This is a genomic window from Chryseobacterium sp. CBTAP 102 (genome assembly GCF_003201365.1).
Lineage (GTDB): Bacteria > Bacteroidota > Bacteroidia > Flavobacteriales > Weeksellaceae > Chryseobacterium > Chryseobacterium candidae.
In genome coordinates, this window is the sequence record NZ_QICX01000020.1 from 14,970 (window position 1) to 36,608 (window position 21,639).

Here is a 21,639-nt window from a genome sequence, read left to right on the forward strand (position 1 = left end):
AAAAATGGCCAGAATAATAATTTTAAAAAATGGGAAAAGAAAGATTGATGCTGGAACAGAATGGGACTATGAGAGATTTAAAGCAATACATGGTTATTATTCAATAATCAATTTAATGTTGAAGCTTTTAGAAAACGAGCATAAATTATTTCGAAAAATAAGGAAAGAAGAAAATTTCATTTTGAATGAGGAAGAGAAAGGTATTCTTGCAAAAAAATTGGAAGAATACATAGAAAAAGACATTAGAAATTTTAAAGAAGCTCAAGATAATGATATCTATATAAGTATTCCATATAAAAATAGAATGTATAAAGCGCCTGTTAAACAGAACAATTCAACATTAGAAAAGAAACTGACAAAAGCAATATCTCTATACAATCAATTTAATGACCCAGAAAATTCTAATATTGTAGAGTTTAGATTTAATGAAGGAAAATAATTGCAACCGCTCTTTTTAAGGGCGGTTTTTGCTTTTAAATTTCCCGTTTTCCCCGTTCGCAGAGATTAGCAGAACCATCGTTTCTAAAATAGGAAATAGAGAGTTACGACAATCATCAAATAATTTGGATGAATTGTATAACGCCGCAAGAATTGCAAATAAAGAGCTGGAACAAACCACTAAGAAATTTGCCAGGGAAACAGGAGGAAAACCTGGATTAAGGCCGAAAGAGATAAATAATGGATTGAAGGGAAAAGAGAGAGCTTTAGAAAAAATTAATAGTGATTATATTAATCCTGAAACAAAGCTACCTGAGGCTGATAGATTGGTGGATATTGCAGGGAGTAAAATCGTATATACTAAAGTAAAGGATTTGTATGCTGCATTGGAGAAATTTAGTGGTGAATATAAAATCTTGAAAATAAAAGACAGAATACAAAAACCCTTAAACGGCTATCGGGATATTTTGATGAACATTGAAATGAAAAACGGACATATTGTAGAGTTCCGATTACACTTGAAAGAAATAGATGACGTTGCTGGTGGTATTGGACATAAGTTGTATGAGGAAGTTAGAACTATTGAAGCTAAAGTAAATATTGAAAAGAGAGATTTAACTTTTAATGAATTGAATAGAAAAATAAACTTAGAGTTAAGGATTAAAGAACTTTATGAAACTTCTTGGAAAAAAATAATTAATAAATAACATTAGTATGGAATATAAAACAAAATTTTGCATTGTTGGTTCAAGACCTGTGAAAGGTGTCAGAAATTCAGAAGGTGGATTAGGTATATATGCGTTTAATTGGGAAACAGGTGAGTTTGAGATCAATTATGATTATATGCAAAGAATATATATTGGAGATATTGATAATGGAGAAACTGTAGAAGTTACTGAAGAAGAATTCAATGCCTATGTAGAAAAACTGAGAAAAGGAAAAGAAAAAGGACTTGATTAAACCTTAAAACCCCATTCTTGAAGATCAGTAGAGAATGGGGTTTATTGTAGAGGATATTGCCAAAAAAGGGCTTTCTGTAAGAAAAGTAGCAGAGAATGAGTATGAAATTCTTTATAAGGGTCAGGTTCTAAAGACAGGAAAAGATTATGAAGCAGGAGCTTTTCTGAGGAAGTATTTTTGGAAAAGTGCAAAAAGTACAGAGGAATTGCTTAACCAAGAACTTTTAAATGTTCTTAGGAAATTAGAAACATTTACTATAAGTCGCAATTTTAAAGGTATTATCTATGAAATGACAAAGAAAGGAAATACAATTATTTGGAGGTTTGCAGATGATTTGTCTACATTTCCTAATAGAGCAGATCTTTCAGAGTATGGATTTATAGAATATAATTTTAAAATTCCAGATAAACTTTTAAAGAAACCTTTTGGAGGGTTTGGGCAGCAATTTTTAGATGAGAGTTTTGATATTTTTGGAGACTCTATTAACGGTGCAAAAGCAAGCTGGAATGAAAATCCAAATTATCCAGGTGGATCTTCTTTAGGATATAAACAGTTTTGGGAAGTTTATAATAAAACACAAAATGAAAGTGAAGCTCTCAAAGCAACTACTTTTTATAAAACAATGGCTAAAAAAGATATTTCAAAAATTGAAGAAGGATGTATTTCTATAGATCCTGAAGATAATAGTATATATGTAAGAATTTATCACAAAAATTTTAAATAAAATGGCAAAAATAACAATTTATAAAAATGGAAAATTGGCACTTTTATCTGGATTTTCCAAAGATTATGAAAAATCAAAAAAAGATACGGGAGCATATTCAATAATAGACTTAATGATTAAACTTTTAGAAGACAAGCCTAATTTACAAAATAAAGTTTTACAAGAACAAGATTTCGTTTTAAACAAAGAAGAAAAGGATATTATTGCAAAAAAGATGGAAGAATATATAGATAAAGACCTCCACAATTTTAAAGAGGCAGATGAGACAGAGGTTTACAAAAATATAATCTATAAAAATAAAACCTACAAAGCGCCTTTCAAGAGAAGTTATCTATCTTTAGAAAGAAAACTTATGCTAGCAATATCTTTATATAATAAATTTAATGACCCGGAAAATTCTAATGTTATAGAATTTAGGTTTAATGAAGGAAAATAATTGCAACCGCTCTTTTTAAGGGCGGTTTTTGTTTTCTAAATTCCCAGTTTTCGCGGAGATTAGCAGAACCATTGTTTCTAAAATAGGAAATAGAGAGTTACGACAATCATCAAATAATTTGGATGAATTGTATAACGCCGCAAGAATTGCAAATAAAGAGCTGGAACAAACCACTAAGAAATTTGCCAGGAAAACAGGAGGAAAACCTGGATTAAGGGCGAAAGAGATAAATAATAGATTGAAGGGAAAAGAGAGAGCTTTAGAAAAAATTAATAGTGATTATATTAATCCTGAAACAAAGCTACCTGAGGCTGATAGATTGGTGGATATTGCAGGGAGTAAAATCGTATATACTAAAGTAAAGGATTTGTATGCTGCATTGGAGAAATTTAGTGGTGAATATAAAATCTTGAAAATAAAAGATAGAATACAAAAGCCCCTAAACGGCTATCGGGATATTTTGATGAATATTGAAATGAAAAACGGACATATTGTAGAGTTCCGATTACACTTAAAAGAAATGGATGATGTTGCTGGTGGTGCGGGACATAAGTTATATGAGGAGTATAGAACTTTAGAAGCTGTATCAAAAACAAGAAGTTTAACAGATGATGAAGTAGCCAGAATGATATTTCTTGACAAGAAACAATTTGACTTATATGAAGCTGCTTGGAAACAGACTATTAACAAATAAAATTAAATAAAAATGAATAAAAAAGAATTTTATAAATATGGAACAAGACCTATATATTCTGAAGAAAATCCAAAAGGAATTATTAGATATTATGCATTCCAATGGGAAACTGGAGAATTTAAGGAAGATATGACCTATATGAGAAAAGTTAGATTTGATTTTTCAGGAGACAGGGAGGATTTGACTGAATAAGAATTCAATGCCTATGTAGAAAAACTGAGAAAAGAAAAGGGGAATTAACTAAATTACAAACCACTTCCGAAGTAAAGTAAGAAGTGTTTTTTTTAATAAAGTTCTCCAAAAGTTCTTCCACAAATATAAAAGATTAGCTAAAAAACAACTAAGATTATTATCTTCTCTTGAAGAAAATTTGCAGTTTATTGTAGAGGATATTGTCAAAAAAGGGCTTTCTGTAAGAAAATTTGCAGAGAATGAGTATGAAATTCTTTATAAGGGTCAGGTTATAAAAACATAAAAGATGAGCAGAAACTACAAATTTCATAACCCTGAAGGACTATACTTTATAAGCATCGCTGTAGTAGGCTGGTTAGATGTTTTTATTAGAAATGAATATAAAGAAATTCTTTTAGAAAGCTTAATGTTTTGCCAAAAGAATAAAGGATTAGAAATACACGCATGGTGTATTATGTCAAGCCATGTACATTTAGTTTTTCGAAGCACACAAGGGCAAAAACCAGAACTTCTTATTGGTGATTTAAAAAGATTTACAAGCAAGGCCGTTGTAAAAGTTATCAAAGAAAATCCTCAGGAAAGCAGAAAAAAATTTCTGCTGAATTTTTTTCTTCAGGAAGGAGCAAAAACATCCAATGTAAATCAATATCAGTTTTGGAGACATGACAATAAACCAATTGAACTTTGGAGCAATCATATAATCAGGCAAAAAATAAATTATGTACATCAAAACCCTGTTGAAGCAGGTTTGGTTTTCCGTGCATAAGATTACAGATATAGTAGTGCTGTAAATTATTCTGATGAAAAAGGACTTTGGGATAATATTGTTGTTTTTAGAATGTTTGGCTTGTGAGAAGACCACACGAAAGGATTTGTGCGTAAGCGAGGTGTTTTACATAAATTGGTTTTTCTAACATAATAACGATTCTTTTTTTTATCGTTATTTCAGGACGTGATAAGCTTTACAAAAAAGCAAAATAAATTAATACAGCTTGAAGAAGACCAGGATGGCTTCTTTGACCCCAGTAAATTTATAGTTTTATGAGGCTGTCCAAATTTTTTGGAAAGCTTCTTTATTGTTATGACGATATTTATCCTTTTGAGTTCCGTTAATTGCAATAATTAGATGCTGATTTACAGTGATTTATATTTTTTACAGTTTAATTTTATCGGTTCTTATAGAAAGTTGTTGAATTTTCAATTCAAATAAAAATTTAAGCAATTATGAATCAACGAATTAAAGAAGGCTCAGATTATAAATCCAAGCCTTAACTTTTTAACTTACACACTTTTCGGAATAGTGTCAAATTTAAACAGATTGAAAATTAATTTTTTGTTAATCTTAAAAAAAGCTTGTTTTTCCCGCCGCTGATGCCAATTTCGGAACTTACAACAATGTCAGCTTCTGTAGTGAAAGATCTTAGATTGCCTGTCGTTTTATCTACAAGTACAGTTGTAATTACAGCTCCTTCAGTATTATTAGTGCCACCAAAATCATACATTACGCTCCATGTATCTTGTAATAGGTTTGTATTTTTGATAGAGTATGTTCCACTGTTGCCGCTTCCTGAACCTACTCCCCAATATGAATAAGATATCATGACTTGATTGGCACCATATTTTTGTTTAACTTCAAGTTTTTGACTTGCCGTGGTTCCGTTGTATCTTACGCAGAAATTTCCCCCATCAAAACAGGTTACAGAAGCAGTAGGAGTTGTTCCGTCAATATTATATCCTGCAGAGGTTGTGCTTCCAGAAGGTGTAACTGTTCCAGCGCCAATATTAGACGTAGTACATGGTAGTCCTGTGTAAAATGGGATTAAAGTGGAATTAATTTCGATGTTACTTTCTGAGGGTGAACTTACCGTCGGAGTTCCTGTCACCGAAAAATAAAGATAACCATTACCTATGGCCAATGTTCCTGGATTTAGTTTAAAAAGCAAACCGTTCATCGTAGTGGTTGTTCCTCCTGCGTAATTTCCACCGTTTCCATCAGAATATGGAATGGCCAGAGTTCCTGTATATGGCACACCTGAAGTATAAGTTGGAGGATTAAGAGATGCTGATCCACAGTTAATTTGTGATAATAAAGGGGAAACAAGGGTAGAGTTTTGGAAAGATCTCCACTCAGAGCCATTCCAAAATACATATCCAATGTAAGAAAGTCCGGCTGCGCCCGTATTGTATACCAAAAGCCCATTAGCGGGTGATGCTATTGTTGTTGTATCTGTAGCACTTGTTAAAGCAACTCTTGGCAATAGTACTCCTTTATCTGGTGCAGTAATGTCCAAAACTGATGAGGCCGAAGGCTGAACAGTTCCTATTCCAACGACTCCTTCAGAGGTCACTATAAAATCATTTGACTGTTGTGTAGGTATAGGGAGTCCTGAAGAAGGATTGTCTTTTGCTCCATCTACGTGAAAAGTTCCTTGAGGATTTGTTGTATTAATTCCCACTTGTCCTAGCAAGCTGCTATAGACTGAAAGTATTGTTGCTATCGATAATATTTTTTTCATAGTATTTTAATTATCCTTTTTCATAAAGCTTTGATTTATCACATAAAAAACAGGAAAGAATTTTTATTCAAATTATATACACTCATTCACTTGGAAATAAGTTATTCCATTATCATATATTATTAATACTTTGGCTGGATTGGGTATCCTTATTAATTTGAGTATTTGTTATTGGATTTAACAGAAATAGGATTTATTGTTCTTGCATATGAGCAGGAAACACTATAAGGATACTGGAAGAATCAAGTGACGCTAAAACAATACCCACCTGATTATACGTATAAAGAGTACAAAAAGCTCTCCTAAGTAAAATCATTATTTTTATCATTTGTGTATTATAATTGTTCTTTATTTTAAAGATTATTATGGAAACAAAATTAGAATTTCGGGTAAACAAAACAAATAGTAGATTTACATCATTTTTATTTGTTACTTAAAGCCATATAGATAATGAAAAATAAATGTAACTTTTTTCAGGAGCAATCAATCCATTGAACGTCTGCAATATTCCTTTGTCCATTATTGTCAATATTTATCTCATGAAAAATTATACTGATGAGCATTATGTACAGAAAATTTCTTCAGTGATAAATAATAACCCCGGCCGCCTTCAAAGGCGGCCGGGGTTATTGAGGCTAAAAAACTGGATTAAGGATGTTCATTTCTCGCTCTGATGACCAGATTGACTAAATCTGAGCCGCCACTTGCAAAATTATCGCTTGGATTATGCGCGCTTTGCGTGGCCACAGCATATGGAGAGCCGTCCCAATATCCCCAGAAAGGGCCTCCGCTTTGTCCGGGCCATATATCTGCCTTATGGCTCATGCTTTCGTTGTCATCGGCACTCCAGAAATCTCCATCCAGGGCAATACCAGTCTGGTAAGTTGGTCGTTGCGTTCCTGTAAGGTCTCCCGGATAGCCTGCGTGGGTCCAGTAAGCGCCTCCATCCCATGAATCGGAGTAAGATTTTGAGCCTAACCATCCTGTGCTGTTTCCGATAGGTCTGTCCAATACAATCACTACATAATCATATTGTATTTCTGTAGAGTCAATAGAAGGTCCGGCAACTTTATATTTGTAGTACGTTAAGGTACCCCAGGCAGTTCCGTAAGGAGCACTTCCGTTGTAATACATCGGAGTGAATTTCAGCCATCCAGTCGTATTATTAGGCTGCCAGTCTACAATGTGAGAGCAGGTAAGAAGGTGTCTTGGGCCAATCATCACGCCGCTTCCTGAACCGAGAGAGCTTTCTACTCTGCCAACACATCTCCATGGATAAGCAGTAGAATTATATACTTTTCTTTGATCTGCTCCGAAAATAGTTCTTGCATTCTCTGGAGTAAGGAAAGAATCCCTTTCAATGAATTTGGGTTTACGGTCTCTTTTCGGTTCAAGCTTTGGATTGTACTCAAAATCAGCATGGTTAGGGTAGAAGTGATCCGTTTCCAGTGCTCGGTTTTCTGCTGTTTTTTCGTCCATAGGCATTCCTATTGTTTTCATCCCTTTAGGAAAAGTTCTTCCGTTAATGGTTTCCATAGCGGGAGCCAGCTTAAATAGTTTTTCAACTGTTTCAGGTTTTTCTGCCGATTTTGCTTTAACATTTCGGAGTCTTGACACTTCTTCAGCGGTCATTGGGTTGTTGTTTTCAATTTTTGACATGATTATTATTTTTAATCTGGTATATTCCTACTCTTTTGATGGCTTTTCGGATTCCGCCGGTAATGGTTATTGGTTAAGTGAATATTTTTTGTGAAAATTCTGCAGTGATGCTTTCTGTCTGGTTGATCTGGGCTGCTCCCATAGCAGCCAGTGCCATAGCAACTTGTTTATCAAGCGTTTTTCGGACGATGTTTCCATTGGTAGCACGCAATATTTTACAGAAATGATAGGTGAAATACCCTCGTATTTGTCCGCTCATATTGCCTTCCATTGATACCTGGTTGTCTTTCGCTGCAGCCCATAATGTATGATTCATTCCGGCAACAGGAACGAGAGCCTTAGTAAGCACAGTTGATTTTTTTGAACTTTTAGAAACCTCCATTTCACTGGCGTAAGTCATATAAAATTCATCCTCAAGCATAGGAGGAATGTAACGTGCGGTTTCGTTGAGAAAATCTGCTTCCAGCCCCAGATCCATTTTTCGGGTTCCTGTTCCGGAGTAACAGCAATCAAAGATAACCTCCATATTCACCCCTGCTTTTAGCTTGCTGAGAACTGCTTTAAAATCATCATCACGAATAACTCCACTACTGGCATAATCGTGCGGACAGACCGCTTCGTCCAGACCATCCAGTTCAAGATCAGATCCGATATTGGCCACTCTGGTTCCGTGTCCTGAATAATAAAAAACCAGAGAATCTCCTTTTACACTTGTGCTGATCATGGATTTCAGATAGTTCAATATATTCGCTCTTGTTGCATTTTGATTGGTCAGGATTTTAATCTTCGCGGGACTAAAACCACAGATCACCAACGTATTTGCCATATCTCGCGCATCATTTACACAGCCATTAAGGTCCGGACCTCCGTATCCTATGGGTGCATAATCATTAATTCCTACAATAAGTGCTTTTTTCATTGTATTAGTTTTAAAAATATTCCCTACTCTGTTCCGGCTTTTCGGGTGCTGCCTTTCTGTGTTTTTTTCTATGACAAAATTCTGTCATTCTGAAGGACAAAAACAGAGGGAAAAACTGTATTTTGAAAAAGGAAAAACACCTTTTTTGTTTGCATATGAGTGAGCTATGTAATGAAAATCCGGCAGCTTGAAAAGCTGCCGGATAGGTAAATAGAATGTAAAGATGTTTATTTTTCTGGTAATAAATAAGATTAAAAATTAAGTTAGCACAGATCATGTTTCAAAGCAAAAAGTACCAGACCTGCTCTGTTTTTTATATCCAGCTTTACAAAAACCGAGTCTCTGTAGCCGTCAATTGTTTTTGGGCTGAGGCACATTTTATCAGCTATTTCTTTGTAAGTGAGTTCACTGCAGGCCCATTTGATAAATTCTTTCTCCCTGTCTTTCAGCTCTGAAAGTAAAGAGGCGTTTTTAGCTTCTTCTGTTTTTACTTTCAATAACTTTTGAGCCACAAAATCAGTATAAAAGCTGCCTTTTTCAAATACCGTATCAATAGCCTGGAAAAGAATGGAGGGCTGCATGTCTTTCAGCAGATAGCCTTTAGCGCCTGCCTTTAACATTTTAATCAGTATTCTTTCATCATCATCCATTGTCAGGGCAATGACTTTAATATCAGGGTAATGTTCTGTAAGCCATTCTGTAGTTTCTATACCATTTTTATAAGGCATATTAACATCCATCAGTACCACAGCTGGTAATTCAGAAGCCTTTTCCACATCTGCAATAAATTCTTCTCCATTGGGGTGATTCATAATGACCCGATATTGAGTATTTTCTGTGATCATATTCTCCAGTGCTTTGGAGATTAAAGTATGATCATCAACGATCGCTATGGGAATAGTTTTCATAATAAATTTTTATGATAGGTTATCAAGGTTTGTGTTCCTTTATTCAGTTCTGATTGTATAGACAGTTCAGCATGAATCAGTTTGGCTCTCAGCTCCATGTTTTTTAATCCTGAGCCATCCTGAATGCTGTTGGTATCAAAGCCTCTTCCGTTGTCGGAGATACTGATGTGTAATTTTTCACAGTCATCCTCCATTTGTATGGAAACATTTTTAGCTCTGGAATGTTTCAGCACATTGTTGATGCTTTCCTGGATAATCCTGAAGAGGATCAGGCCATGTTTTGGAGAAATATCAATATCCTGTTTTTGAGTGATGAATTCTATTTGTAATAAATTCAGTTTTTTAATCCTTTGAACCTCTCTTTCAATGGATTCTGCCAGTCCGAAATGAATGATCTGTTCAGTGATTAATGTTTTAGACAGGTTTCTTATGTCCTGTATACATTCTCCCAATAATTCATTCAGCTCGATGAGGTCTTCTTTTTCTGAATTCCGGAGCTTGGTAATCAGCTGGTTTTGGCGCAAACGAACTACGGAAAGCTTCTGACCCAGATCATCATGCAATTCCTGGCCGATATAATTAAGAGTCTGTTCTTTCATTTCTACCTGTGAAGTGGCCAGTTCCTTTTCAAACCGTAGGTCTTTTTCTTTTTGTTCAATCAGCAGCGTTGTTTTTTTCTTGATAAAGACCGCATAAATGAAGATCATTGTTAAAACGATGATAAATAAAGTAACCGTAAAGATGATGACCAGATTATTCTCTTCCATTTGAAAAGGATTTATCTTATTCTTTCCTGTTTGTTCCAGATTAAACCTAATATGAGTATCCCATTACTGATCAGATTCAGCATAAATAAAATAAAGAAATAAATAGTCTCCGAAACAGTAGTTCTGAAAAAAAATATCGGAATACTTCCAATGAAAAATAGTAGTAAAGCTACTGATATCCAGAATGGTAAATAGTTTTTAATTTCTAGTATTTTATCGGAGTTAAAAGTTTGGTACAGAAACAAAATAATTGAAAATAGTAACAGAAGAATATCTACATACAGCATAGTAAAAGAAAAATGATGAAGCAGATCATCTTCTGTGTAAAACATAACCACAATATTGAGAAAAAAAAGAAACAGAATGATGGTCTGTATCTTTTTGAGTATCGGAACATACAGTAATTGGTAATAATAAAATAAGTATAGAAAGAATACGATCATTAAAAAGCCAATTACATAAAATATATCCGTAGGCAGATTGGTCAGCCTGAAATAGAAATAACAGGAAACATCAATCAGGGAAAACAACATATATCCTATGATAAAAAATAAATTCTCCTTTCCGGTTTTTCTATATTTTATAATCATTAGAATCATCACGACAATGGATATGACGATCGATATCTGTTTCCCTGTTTCAATATTCCAGTTCATAATTTTGTATTTTTATGGCATTGTTCCTGACAATGTTTTTGGCGGCGGCGCCAGATTGGTCATGTTCATAGATTCTATAGAAGATACATCTGTATTTTCTTCGGTGGCAGCTGACCTGGACATCGCTTTCTCCCTTTCTCTTTTTTGGGTCGTAGGAACTAAAAATATAGTCTGATAGCCTGCATATTCGGGTTTTGCCATTCTGTTTTTAGGATGATTCATCGGGTATTTCCCCATATAAATTCTGATTCCCGGATTTTTTAATTTTTGTTTTCTGGCATTTTCTTTTACGTATTTAATATATCCTTCCATATCTTCCAGCGAGAACCAGTACCATCGTGAATCGGGTTCGCCGTTTCTGTGTTTCATGAGAATTTCATGATTGGTTCTGGTATATTCATCAAAAAGAACCCGGCCTTCACGATAGCTGATCAGTTTCTTTTTATAACTATTGCTAACGGGTTCTTTAGGAGGTTCGGAGCAACCGGTACAGCTTAGCAGGCAAAAAGCCAGAATAAGCGCTGCACACAAGGGAGTTAAAATCTTAGTAAAAAAGTAAGTTTTCATTTTTATGGTGTTTAATTTATTGAACAAAATTAGCTAACGGCACAACTATAAAAAAGAGGGAAAACACTGTTTTTTATCCTTTACTAAATTTACGACTTTTTGATATTCAGGGGGATAGTATGTGCTGGTTTATTTTTATAAAATATTCCCATTGTATCGGTCATCATAAATAAGTCTTATTATATTTTGCTTAAAAAAAGACCGGAAAGTTAATTTCCGGTCCTGCTAAACAAGATTAAGTGTAAAATTTAGCCTTTAAAGGCAAAAGGATAATTCAAATGTGAACAGATTTTTATTGATTCTTAATCTATGTTTAAGGGAATTGATAGTAATGGTATTTTATTCTTATAGGCCATGATGGCTGTTTTGCTTCTATGGAAAAGAGATTCTACAAAATTGTATTGATAAGGAATCATGGTTAAAAGGTCTGGGCTGCTCAGTCTTATTTCCTCTTCAATCGCCTTAATCACTTCGATAGACTGAATCATTTTAAAGCTGTACTTAATATCATCCAGATCATACCCGGAATTCAGGTCGATATCATGAATAACTTCCGTAAAATCTTCTAAACTTTCACTTACATTGAAAACCTCAATCTCAGCATTAAAATCATTAATGAAATAATAAATGTCATTCATAGAAGACCAGGTCATACTTTTGTGCGTATCATATGCAAAAAGAATCTTTCGGATACCTGTATATTCTATGTGGGCAGGAATAATCAGTATTGGTTTTTTAATTCTGTGAATTGCCTTCGTTACACGGTTTCCTAAAAGCTTTTGTTCCAAAGTTTTCTCCGCCATTCCCATCACGACAAAATCACACCCGCATAGCTGTATACATTTTTCAAGCTCTTCAATAAAATTACCGGAAGCCAGATGATATTGGGTTTCAACGGCATATAATCTTTTAAGCTCTGCGGCCTTATCCTCTATTTTTTTCTGATTTTTAAGCGTTTGAGCGTAGAAAAAATCAGCTGAAACCTGTGCGTTCAGAGCATGGATGGAAACAGTTTGAAGATTGAAAAGCACAATCCTGTATGTATTTTCTTTAGCCATAGAAGAAGCATAATGAGTGGCGTTTTCAGCTTCCTGGGAAAAATCTGTGCAGACAATTATTGTTTTCATTGTACCGGATTTAATACCACAAAACTATGATAGACCGTTATTACCTTACTATAAAAATAGGGTGATGTTGCATAAAATGATGATGAAATGTCTTTTTCAGGTGATGAACCGTCACATTCATTTTAACGCTGCTATTTTACGTTTCAGGTATCGTTTTGGCGGTCTCGTCTAAAATAGAAGATACTCATAGAAAATCTATTTCTATATTTACATTCATAAAGTCCCGGATATGAATAGGATTTCTACCATCAGAAAAAATATAGTACGGAATAAGAAGATTCTTTCCACCATGAAAAGAAGGCTGGTGATCTGGGCGGTTGCGGTGGTTACCTTCTGTGTTTTCTCTTACCTTATCGATCCCTTTGATCCCGTTTGGAAAGGCTATCTGGATGCTCCGCTAAAGATGATTCTGGAAGATGCTACATGGATTATCTTTTTTTCGATCATTATTTCGGAGGTAAGTATATTTATAGACAGCACACTCAATAAGTGGCTTCCCTGGAGAAACAGGACCATAAAGCGATTGTTCATCCAATGTTTGCTTCAGATCGTGGGAAGTGTTTTGATTGTGATTATTATTAATGCAATCGTATACGGTACTTCAGTCACATTACCTGAGATGGATACCCGCAAAGAATATACACTTCTGGGACAATGGATTGCAACTAATATTGTCATATCGTTGATTATCAGCGCGTTTAATACCGTGGATTATTTATTGGAAAACTGGAAAAAAACGGCAGTAGAAGCTGCCCAGCACAAACTGAGAGCTTCCAAACATAAACAGGCAGCCATGGCGGCAGAACTTCAGGCGCTTAAGCTTCAGATAGATCCCCATTTTATTTTCAATAACTTAAGTGTTCTGTCTGAGCTTATTCTGGAAGATCAACAGTTAGGTTACGATTATTCCGAGAAATTTGCGAGAGTATACCGATACCTGCTGGTTAATTCCAAAAAAGACATAATCGCAGTAGAAGAAGAATTGAAGTTTTTAGAATCCTACATCTTTCTGATTGAAAAAAGAATAGGTGAAGGCGTTATATTCAAAATAGATATTCAGGAAGAATACAGGTCCAGATTTACCCTTCCGCTGTCTTTACAATTGTTGGTTGAAAATGCCATTAAACATAACCAGACTTCAAAGGTAAATCCTTTGGAAATTCACGTTTATACAAACCAGGAAGGAGAACTGGTAGTTTCTAATACATTTCTGCCTTTAATCAATAAGCCGGATTCCTCAGGAGTAGGGCTTACCAATATCATTGCACGATACGAAATCTTAGGATATCCTAAACCTGTAATCGAAAAAACTGAAGATAAATTTATTGTAAAACTCCCATTGATATGAAGATTAATAAAGTTTTAATCGTTGAAGACGAAAGACCCAATGCAGACAGATTAAAAAGACTGTTGTTGAAATTAAGACCCCATATTGAAATCCTGTCCGTGGAAGATTCAATAACCTCAACAGTACACTGGCTGGAAAATAATGTCGTTCCGGACGTGATCATGATGGATGTACGCCTTGCCGATGGCCTCAGCTTTGAAATATTTAATAAGCATGAAGTTAAAAGTGCAGTCATATTCACCACAGCCTATGATGAATATGCAGTACAGGCATTCAAATACAACAGTGTAGATTACCTTCTGAAACCTATCGAGGAAGAAGAACTGGATGCTGCTTTAAAACGCTACGAGACCTTTATGGAAGCCGTTCCGGTAGTAGGAACAGCTATTGAGGGACTTCTTAATTATATCCAGCCTAAAGACTACAGAAAACGTTTTCTGATCGCCCATAGAGACGGATATAAAACCGTTTTGGCGGAAGACATCCTATACTTCTATACCGAATTGGGAATCAGCAAAGCCATGCTGAATACCGGAGTCGTTGAGAATGTTCCACAAACCCTGGAAGAACTTGAAAAACAGTTGGATCCTAAATTCTTTTTCCGCGCTAACAGACAATTTATTATTCATATCAATTCCGTAAAGCAGATTTTTAATCATTTTAATGGAAAATTAAAACTGGAACTGAGGAAACACCCTGAGATGGAAGTCATTGTAAGCAGAGAAAAAGCTTCCATTTTCAAATCCTGGATGGATTATTAATTTCATAAAAATACAGACAAGACTGTCTCAAAAGTCAAATAATTTGACCTATGTCATTCTGACGAAGGAAGAATCTCATTAATATCCAAATACATGAGATTCTTCACTACATTTATGAACTTCGTTCGCAGACTTTCAGTCTGTGTTCAGAATGACACTTTTGAGACACCCTCTTTTTCGTTTTACTTGTGAAATCCATTAGTTTATCCTTAATAATTTCACTCTTATTTCCACATGAAAATCTCTTTTTTATCATAATTATAAAGGAAAATAGCTTCTTTCCTTTCATTTTTCCTATCATACGTTTCACCTGCGATTAATGACACTTCACCCAACTTCTGAATGAATATCACCATAAGATGAAGTTATTTTGCTCCTGTAAAATTTAAAAACCAATGTTATGAATTACAGAAAAGGATATCTGGTACTTTCACTTACAGTTGCAGCGATATTGTATTCATGCGGCTCCGGGAACGGCCAGGAAAATGCTCAGCAGATGCAGCAGGCATTGCCTACAGATTTTATCCAGGTAAAATCCGGAGATGCAGAGGTGTCTACAGGATATCCGGGAAGCATAGAAGGGCAGGACAATGTAGATATCAAAGCACAGGTAACAGGATATCTGGAAGCCGTATATATCAAAGAAGGACAGTATGTAAGCAAAGGACAGACCCTTTTCAGAATAAGCCCATCCGTATACAATGAGCAGGTAAATACCAACGAAGCAGCCTTGAAATCAGCGTTGGCTGCACAGGAAACAGCAAAACTTGAAGTAGAAAAACTGAAACCTCTGGTAGAAGGAAAAGTAGTTTCCGATATGCAGCTGAAAACCGCACAGGCAAATTATAAAGCAGCTTCAGCACAGGTTGCACAGGCACAGTCATCATTGGGATCATCAAAAATCAACGCCAGTTTTACCTACATCAAAGCACCGGTGAGTGGGTACATAGGAAGGATTCCAAACAGAGTAGGAAACCTCATCAGTCCGTCTGATGCTTCTCCTTTGACAACACTTTCAAGCATAAACAGCGTGAATGTGTATTTCTCAATGAATGAAGCTGATTTTATTGCACACAGCAGAGCTGCAGGATCAGGAAATACTACAGAAAATGTAGAGCTTATTCTGGCAGACGGTTCCACCTATTCTCTTAAAGGAAAACTTGAACATGCCAGCGGAAACTTCGACAGAAATACCGGAAGTATTCAGATGAAAGCCGTTTTTCAAAATCCGGATAAATTATTGAGAGCCGGAGGAACAGCCAGAGTGATGATTCACAATGTCTTAAATGGTGTGGTTAAACTTCCGAAAACATCCGTGAAAGATATTCAGGACAGATTCTTTGTCTATAAACTGAATGGTAAGGATAAAGTAAAAATGACTCAGATTACCGTTTCAGGAAGTACATCGCAGGATTATTTTATCAAAGAAGGAGTGAATGCAGGAGATAAGATTGCCATTAACAGAATTGATGCTCTTACAGACGGAGCGCAGGTTGTGGCGACAACAGTTCCTTTGAAATAGTTGTATAACCATTCTTAGAAAATTCGAAAAATGTTAAAAAAGATCATAGACCGTCCTGTACTGGCGACGGTAATATCCCTTATTATTGTTATTTTAGGGATTATAGGATTAAACCAGCTGGCGGTAACCAGATTTCCGGACATTTCTCCGCCTACCATCACCGTTTCAGGATCGTATCCCGGAGGAAACAGTGAAACCGTGATCCGTTCCGTGGTAACTCCGCTGGAAGAGCAGATTAATGGAGTGGAAGACATGGAATACATGAAATCCACAGCAAGTAATGATGGTACATTTTCCATCTCCATTATATTCAAACAGGGAGTGAATGCCGATCAGGCAGCGGTAAACGTACAAAACAGAGTACAGCAGGCTACCCCGATACTTCCGCAGGAGGTAGTGAGAATGGGATTGACCACCTCCAAGCAGCAGAACAGTATGGTATTGATTTTCAATATTTATACCGAAGATAATAAACAATATGATGAAACCTTCCTTCAGAACTACGCGAATATCAACCTTATTCCACAGGTAAAAAGGGTAAAGGGAGTAGGACAGGCCATGGTATTCGGGATTAAAGATTATTCCATGAGAATATGGCTTAATCCTCAGAAAATGTCATCGTATGGGCTTGAACCGGCAGACGTTTCGAGAGCCATTGCAGATCACAGTTTGGAATCCGCTCCGGGTAAACTGGGAGAAGAATCTGATGCTGCTTTAGAATATGTGATCCGTTATAAAGGAAAAAAGAACAAGCCGGAACAATATGAAAATATTATTGTTAAAAATACCGGAAGCCAGGTCATCAGGTTAAAAGATGTTGCCCGTGTGGAATTCGGAGCCATTTCAAATACTGGAGATAACCTTTCCAATGGGAAAAATGCGGTTACTGTTGCGATCATGCAGACTACAGGATCCAATGCCAATCAGATTGAGATAGGCGTAAACAAAGCCCTTGACCAGTTATCAAAATCATTCCCTCCGGGTATTGAATACACAAAGGTAATGAGTACCAAAGAAAGATTGGATGAAGCTACAGGACAGGTGAAATCTACTTTGATAGAAGCATTTATTCTTGTATTTATTGTCGTATTTATCTTCTTACAGGATTTCAGATCTACCATTATTCCTGCAGTGGCAGTTCCGGTGGCGATTATCGGTACTTTCTTCTTCCTTCTGGTCTTAGGATTCACCATTAATGTCTTGACGCTTTTTGCCCTTGTGCTGGCCATCGGTATTGTGGTGGATGATGCTATCGTAGTGGTAGAAGCTGTCCACAGTAATATGGAAGGGACAAACCTTTCAGGTAGAGAGGCTACTCACAAGGCGATGAGTGAGATTACAGGAGCGGTTATTTCAATCACATTGGTGATGTCGGCAGTATTTATTCCAATCGGATTTATGTCAGGTTCAGCTGGATTATTCTATAAGCAGTTTGCCTACACATTAGCCATAGCGATCATCATTTCAGCGGTGAATGCATTGACGTTAACGCCTGCTTTATGTGCTGTCTTTTTGAAAAATAATCATTCGGGAGAAGGTAAAAAGCCAAAAGGATTCGGGCAAAGATTTGCGGTAGCATTCAATGCAGGGTTTAATAATATGACTAACCGTTATGCAAAAGGAGTCCGTTTCTTAATAGGAAGAAAATGGATTGCAGGAGGATTAATTGTAGCCGTTATAGGTGTTGCTGGCTGGCTGATGTCAAGCACCCCTAAAAGTTTTGTACCAATGGAAGATGACGGATTCTTTATGTACACTTTAAGCATGCCTCCCGGGACAGCATTGACCAAAACGACAGAAGTTTCCAACAAGATCAATGAAATATTAAAAGGAGTAGATGCCGTTCAGGAAAATACTTCCATTACAGGATATAACCTTCTTAGCAACAGTGCTGGACCCGCGTATGCGATGGGATTTGTTAAGCTGAAACCTAAAAAAGAAAGAGGCGAAGTTCAGGATATTCAGGAAGTGGTAGATATGGCAACTGCAAAATTGGGCGTGATTAAAGAAGGAAGTGTAATGACTTTCAGAATGCCTCCTGTAGAAGGATACGGAATGACAAATGACGCAGAAATAGTGCTTCAGGACCGTATGGGAAGAGATCCTCAGGTTCTTAAAGCCAAAGCCGATGAACTGATTGGCCAGCTGATGCAGGTTCCGGAAGTGGCATTTGCCTACACCATGTTCAGGGCAGATTATCCTCAGATGGAGCTTGAAGTAAATGAAGATAAAGCAAAACAATTGGGAGTAAGTATTTCAAACCTGTTGGGAACCGTTCAGACCTATTTCTCAGGAGATCAGTCTCAGAATTTCTCAAGATTCGGGAAGTTTTACAGAGTGAATATTAAAGCGGACGGAGTTTTCAGAATGGATGAGCAGGCGTTCAACGATATTTTCGTAAAGAATGAAAAAGGAGATATGGTACCGGTAAATACATTAATCACTTTGAAAAAAGTCTACGGTCCGGAATCCGTTCAGCGTTATAACCTTTACAACTCATTAAATATCAATGTATCACCAAAACCCGGAGTAAGTAACGGAGAGTTGATGGGGAAACTGGAACAAACCTTAAGCAAATTGCCATCTGACTACAGTTATGAATGGACAGGCTTGAGTCTGGAAGAAAAATCAGCAGGAAATCAGACTATTGCCATCTTTGGACTGTGTTTGCTTTTTGTATATCTGTTGCTGGCAGCTCAATATGAAAGTTATATTCTTCCTTTGGCCGTAATGCTTTCCATCCCAACAGGAATTGTAGGAGCATTCTTAGGAATAAAAGCAATCGGGCTGGATAATAATATCTATGTACAGGTAGGATTGATCATGCTTATCGGGCTTTTGGCCAAAAACGCGATCCTGATTGTAGAATTTGCCATACAAAGGCGAAAAGCAGGGCTTTCCATTCTGGATTCTGCACTTGAAGGAGCAAAGGCGAGATTACGTCCCATTATCATGACTTCACTAGCTTTTATTGCCGGAATGATTCCGCTGATGATTTCTACAGGAGGAATGGCTTCAGGAAATAAATCCATCAGTACAAGTGCTGCCATGGGAATGTTGAGCGGAGTGGTTTTAGGTGTTTTTGTAATTCCTGTACTCTACATGTTCTTTCAGTATCTGGATGAGAAGTTCTCTGCCAAAAAGAAGTATAATACGATAGAAAATCAATTGACCAATGAGAATATTTAATATAAAGAATTTCCTTATTTCAGGCGCAATGGCATCACTGCTGATGTCTTGTGCCGTAGGAAAAAAATATACAAGAACAGATCTTCAGATTCCCGAAATCTACAAAGAATCTGTACAGGTAACAGGAGATACTGTAGTGCTTCCGTGGAAAACGTTCTTCAAAGATTCCAAACTGATTGGCTTAATAGATAAAGCCCTTTCAAGAAACAACGAAGTAAATGTCGCTTTGAAAAACATAGAACAGCTGGATCTGATCTATAAACAGGCTAAGCTGGGTCTGATGCCAACACTGGACTTCACTGCAGGAGCAAACAGAAGCTGGGCATCTGCCAATACGCTTAACGGATCTCTGAACGAACAGTTTGTGGGAACAAAATACATAGATGATTTCAGTGCTGCCCTGAGGCTTTCCTGGGAAGTAGACATTTGGGGAAAAGCTAAAATGCAGAAAGAATCCGCAGCAGCAGAATATTTTGGGCAAAGAGAAAATTTAAATGCCATCAAAAGCAGAATCGTAGTTCAGGTAGCTCAGGCTTATTATAATCTGATCAGTCTGGACGAACAACTGAAAATAGCAGAACAAAATATTGAGTTAAGCAATAACACGCTTACAATGATGAACCTTCAGTTTAAAGCAGGACAGATTAATTCATTGGCCGTTCAGCAATCGGAAGCACAGAAGAAAACAGCCGAGCTGCTGATCCCTTTGGCAAAACAGAATATTTCTATACAGGAAAATGCGTTGAGTATTCTTTGTGGAGAATATCCGGCAAAAGTAGAAAGAGAAGGAAACCTTAAAACAATGATTCCTGAAAACAGATTGTCTGAAGGATTACCGGCACAGCTGCTGAGCCGAAGACCAGATCTGAAAATGGCAGAGTTCAACGTGATCAGCTTAAACTCCAAAACCGGACTGGCAAAAGCAGCCATGTATCCAAGTATCAGTCTTAGCCCGCAAATAGGAGTCAATTCCAATAAGTTCAGCTCTTGGTTTGATATTCCCGGATCTATTACCAAAGCAATCGCAGCCAATCTGGCCGCACCGATTTTTCAGAAAAAAGAACTGAAAACAGCTTACGAGACAGCTTTGATTGAACAGGAAAAAGCAGCCATCAATTTTAAGCAATCTGTAATGACTGCCGTGGGAGAGGTTTCCGATGCTATGGCGAAATCTAAAGGTTCTTCAGAAAGACTGCAGCTTTTAGAACAGAGAACAGCCATTCTGAACAAAGGAATCAATGATGCACTGAAGCTGTATAAAAGTGGTATGGCAACCTATCTGGAAGTTATTACCGCCCAGAACAATAAACTTCAGAATGATCTGGAAACCATCAACGTTACCCTTGAAAAATTAAATGCTGAGGTAGATCTTTACAGGGCACTTGGCGGTGGAGTACAGTAAAATATACCTTAAAAATAATAAAGGAAACTATGTTATGTAGTTTCCTTTTTGCTGTTTTTGGCGTATCAATACAACTCAATTTTTACAACAGGTACAGAATTTGCAATGAAGTGATGAAATTTTACATTCACAAAATCAATCGGTTATAAAAATTTTCCTCTTTTTTATAAAAAAGTATGCAAGATTTTCAGAAAACAGGATTTATATAGATGAGTACTCGAAAATAATTAATGTTTAACGAAAATGTAATGCAATGAAAAAATTAACAGTACCCCGATTTTTTATGACAGTTTTAATGGTTTTGGCAGGATTGGCCTTATTCTCATGTAATGATAACGATGGACCGGACATTCCACCTGTAAAAATGGAAGAATTACCAGGGAACTATAAAGGAAAACTGATTATTGTACAGGGAAATACCAAAAGAGAAGGAATAAAAGAATTCAAAGTAAAGAAAGATACGATCTCTTTTGCCGAATTTCCAATAAGTGAAATTGTAAAAACAGTCGTAAAGGATCCTGCAAAAGCAGAAAATGCCATGAAATCAATGGGAAAGGTGAACTATGATATTAAATATGCAGCAGTGATCAATACCGCAAATAATGTGATAGAGCTTACCCTTACCCCAAAAACAATGGAGCTTCAGATTCCGGTAGACGGAGTGAATAAAAAGACAGTTGTGGAATTCGTTTCTAAGCAAAAAGGATATTATGTAGGGATGGATAGAACGCTCAGATATGCGCTCACAGCAGACAAAATTACAGTAGACGGAACAGTGGTTACTCCTTATGAAGTGATCGATTATAATTTTCCGTTCTGTATAAAAAATTAATGAATAGTTAGTATCATCAATG

The 21,639-nt window shown here is 36.3% G+C and carries 23 protein-coding genes; 14 read left to right on the forward strand and 9 right to left on the reverse strand.

Features of this window, described 5'->3' with window-relative positions; genetic code table 11:
• Nucleotides 1-4 precede the first annotated feature (4 nt).
• The 8 genes from C8D70_RS19880 to C8D70_RS19915 all read left to right on the forward strand — a co-directional run bounded on the left by C8D70_RS19880 (nucleotide 5) and on the right by C8D70_RS19915 (nucleotide 4,210).
• Nucleotides 5-439 (forward strand): hypothetical protein, encoded by a 435-nt coding sequence (locus tag C8D70_RS19880; RefSeq protein WP_110368435.1) that lies wholly within the window; start codon nucleotides 5-7, stop codon nucleotides 437-439.
• Nucleotides 440-563: 124 nt separating this feature from the next.
• Complete coding sequence (locus C8D70_RS19885) at nucleotides 564-1,145, forward strand: hypothetical protein (RefSeq protein WP_146212908.1); 582 nt, start codon at nucleotides 564-566, stop codon at nucleotides 1,143-1,145.
• Nucleotides 1,146-1,152: 7 nt separating this feature from the next.
• A complete protein-coding gene (locus C8D70_RS19890; RefSeq protein WP_110368437.1) occupies nucleotides 1,153-1,398 on the forward strand; it encodes a hypothetical protein in 246 nt (81 codons plus the stop codon).
• A 34-nt stretch (nucleotides 1,399-1,432) separates the two neighbouring features.
• A complete protein-coding gene (locus C8D70_RS19895) occupies nucleotides 1,433-2,122 on the forward strand; it encodes a hypothetical protein (RefSeq protein ID WP_110368438.1) in 690 nt (229 codons plus the stop codon).
• Nucleotide 2,123: 1 nt separating this feature from the next.
• Nucleotides 2,124-2,558, forward strand: coding sequence for a hypothetical protein (locus C8D70_RS19900; protein WP_110368439.1), 435 nt, complete (start codon nucleotides 2,124-2,126; stop codon nucleotides 2,556-2,558).
• Nucleotides 2,559-2,586: 28 nt separating this feature from the next.
• Nucleotides 2,587-3,252, forward strand: coding sequence for a hypothetical protein (locus tag C8D70_RS19905; RefSeq protein ID WP_110368440.1), 666 nt, complete (start codon nucleotides 2,587-2,589; stop codon nucleotides 3,250-3,252).
• A gap of 12 nt (nucleotides 3,253-3,264) precedes the next feature.
• Nucleotides 3,265-3,444 (forward strand): hypothetical protein, encoded by a 180-nt coding sequence (locus tag C8D70_RS19910; protein WP_110368441.1) that lies wholly within the window; start codon nucleotides 3,265-3,267, stop codon nucleotides 3,442-3,444.
• Nucleotides 3,445-3,730: 286 nt separating this feature from the next.
• Entirely contained in the window at nucleotides 3,731-4,210 is a 480-nt protein-coding gene (locus tag C8D70_RS19915) for a transposase (RefSeq protein WP_228408070.1), read from the forward strand.
• 559 nt (nucleotides 4,211-4,769) lie between these two features.
• Here C8D70_RS19915 and C8D70_RS19920 read toward each other — a convergent pair.
• The 8 genes from C8D70_RS19920 to C8D70_RS19955 form a co-directional block, all read right to left on the reverse strand.
• Nucleotides 4,770-5,960 carry a hypothetical protein gene (locus tag C8D70_RS19920; RefSeq protein WP_136522047.1) on the reverse strand — a complete coding sequence of 397 codons (1,191 nt, stop codon included), beginning with the start codon at nucleotides 5,958-5,960 and terminating at the stop codon, nucleotides 4,770-4,772.
• Between the two features lie 648 nt (nucleotides 5,961-6,608).
• Nucleotides 6,609-7,619, reverse strand: coding sequence for a trypsin-like serine peptidase (locus C8D70_RS19925; RefSeq protein WP_076595097.1), 1,011 nt, complete (start codon nucleotides 7,617-7,619; stop codon nucleotides 6,609-6,611).
• Between the two features lie 73 nt (nucleotides 7,620-7,692).
• Nucleotides 7,693-8,538, reverse strand: a complete 846-nt coding sequence (locus C8D70_RS19930; RefSeq protein ID WP_110368442.1) for a caspase domain-containing protein — start codon at nucleotides 8,536-8,538, stop codon at nucleotides 7,693-7,695.
• Between the two features lie 263 nt (nucleotides 8,539-8,801).
• Complete coding sequence (locus tag C8D70_RS19935) at nucleotides 8,802-9,446, reverse strand: response regulator transcription factor (RefSeq protein WP_076595095.1); 645 nt, start codon at nucleotides 9,444-9,446, stop codon at nucleotides 8,802-8,804.
• Nucleotides 9,443-10,213 carry a sensor histidine kinase gene (locus tag C8D70_RS19940; protein ID WP_110368443.1) on the reverse strand — a complete coding sequence of 257 codons (771 nt, stop codon included), beginning with the start codon at nucleotides 10,211-10,213 and terminating at the stop codon, nucleotides 9,443-9,445. The genes C8D70_RS19935 and C8D70_RS19940 overlap by 4 nt, the downstream gene beginning before the upstream one ends.
• Before the next feature lie 11 nt (nucleotides 10,214-10,224).
• A complete protein-coding gene (locus C8D70_RS19945) occupies nucleotides 10,225-10,869 on the reverse strand; it encodes a hypothetical protein (RefSeq protein ID WP_076595093.1) in 645 nt (214 codons plus the stop codon).
• Between the two features lie 12 nt (nucleotides 10,870-10,881).
• Nucleotides 10,882-11,436, reverse strand: a complete 555-nt coding sequence (locus C8D70_RS19950) for a hypothetical protein (protein ID WP_076595092.1) — start codon at nucleotides 11,434-11,436, stop codon at nucleotides 10,882-10,884.
• Between the two features lie 302 nt (nucleotides 11,437-11,738).
• Nucleotides 11,739-12,563 (reverse strand): universal stress protein, encoded by an 825-nt coding sequence (locus C8D70_RS19955; RefSeq protein ID WP_110368445.1) that lies wholly within the window; start codon nucleotides 12,561-12,563, stop codon nucleotides 11,739-11,741.
• Nucleotides 12,564-12,792: 229 nt separating this feature from the next.
• On the opposite strand from C8D70_RS19955, the gene C8D70_RS19960 reads away from it, so the two are divergent.
• Both C8D70_RS19960 and C8D70_RS19965 read left to right on the forward strand, forming a co-directional pair.
• A complete protein-coding gene (locus tag C8D70_RS19960) occupies nucleotides 12,793-13,911 on the forward strand; it encodes a sensor histidine kinase (RefSeq protein ID WP_110368446.1) in 1,119 nt (372 codons plus the stop codon).
• Entirely contained in the window at nucleotides 13,908-14,672 is a 765-nt protein-coding gene (locus C8D70_RS19965) for a LytR/AlgR family response regulator transcription factor (protein ID WP_076595089.1), read from the forward strand. The genes C8D70_RS19960 and C8D70_RS19965 overlap by 4 nt, the downstream gene beginning before the upstream one ends.
• Before the next feature lie 224 nt (nucleotides 14,673-14,896).
• Here C8D70_RS19965 and C8D70_RS21230 read toward each other — a convergent pair whose 3' ends face one another.
• Nucleotides 14,897-15,028, reverse strand: a complete 132-nt coding sequence (locus C8D70_RS21230; RefSeq protein ID WP_262484559.1) for a hypothetical protein — start codon at nucleotides 15,026-15,028, stop codon at nucleotides 14,897-14,899.
• Nucleotides 15,029-15,072: 44 nt separating this feature from the next.
• Between C8D70_RS21230 and C8D70_RS19970 the strand changes: the two genes are divergently transcribed.
• The 4 genes from C8D70_RS19970 to C8D70_RS19985 all read left to right on the forward strand — a co-directional run bounded on the left by C8D70_RS19970 (nucleotide 15,073) and on the right by C8D70_RS19985 (nucleotide 21,617).
• The gene (locus C8D70_RS19970) at nucleotides 15,073-16,194 is read left to right on the forward strand and encodes an efflux RND transporter periplasmic adaptor subunit (RefSeq protein WP_110368447.1); all 1,122 of its coding nucleotides are present in this window, start codon (nucleotides 15,073-15,075) and stop codon (nucleotides 16,192-16,194) included.
• A 30-nt stretch (nucleotides 16,195-16,224) separates the two neighbouring features.
• Nucleotides 16,225-19,383, forward strand: coding sequence for an efflux RND transporter permease subunit (locus tag C8D70_RS19975; protein ID WP_110368448.1), 3,159 nt, complete (start codon nucleotides 16,225-16,227; stop codon nucleotides 19,381-19,383).
• Nucleotides 19,370-20,785, forward strand: coding sequence for an efflux transporter outer membrane subunit (locus C8D70_RS19980; protein WP_110368449.1), 1,416 nt, complete (start codon nucleotides 19,370-19,372; stop codon nucleotides 20,783-20,785). The genes C8D70_RS19975 and C8D70_RS19980 overlap by 14 nt, the downstream gene beginning before the upstream one ends.
• A gap of 253 nt (nucleotides 20,786-21,038) precedes the next feature.
• Nucleotides 21,039-21,617 (forward strand): DUF4840 domain-containing protein, encoded by a 579-nt coding sequence (locus tag C8D70_RS19985; protein ID WP_076595085.1) that lies wholly within the window; start codon nucleotides 21,039-21,041, stop codon nucleotides 21,615-21,617.
• The last annotated feature ends 22 nt before the right edge of the window (nucleotides 21,618-21,639 follow it).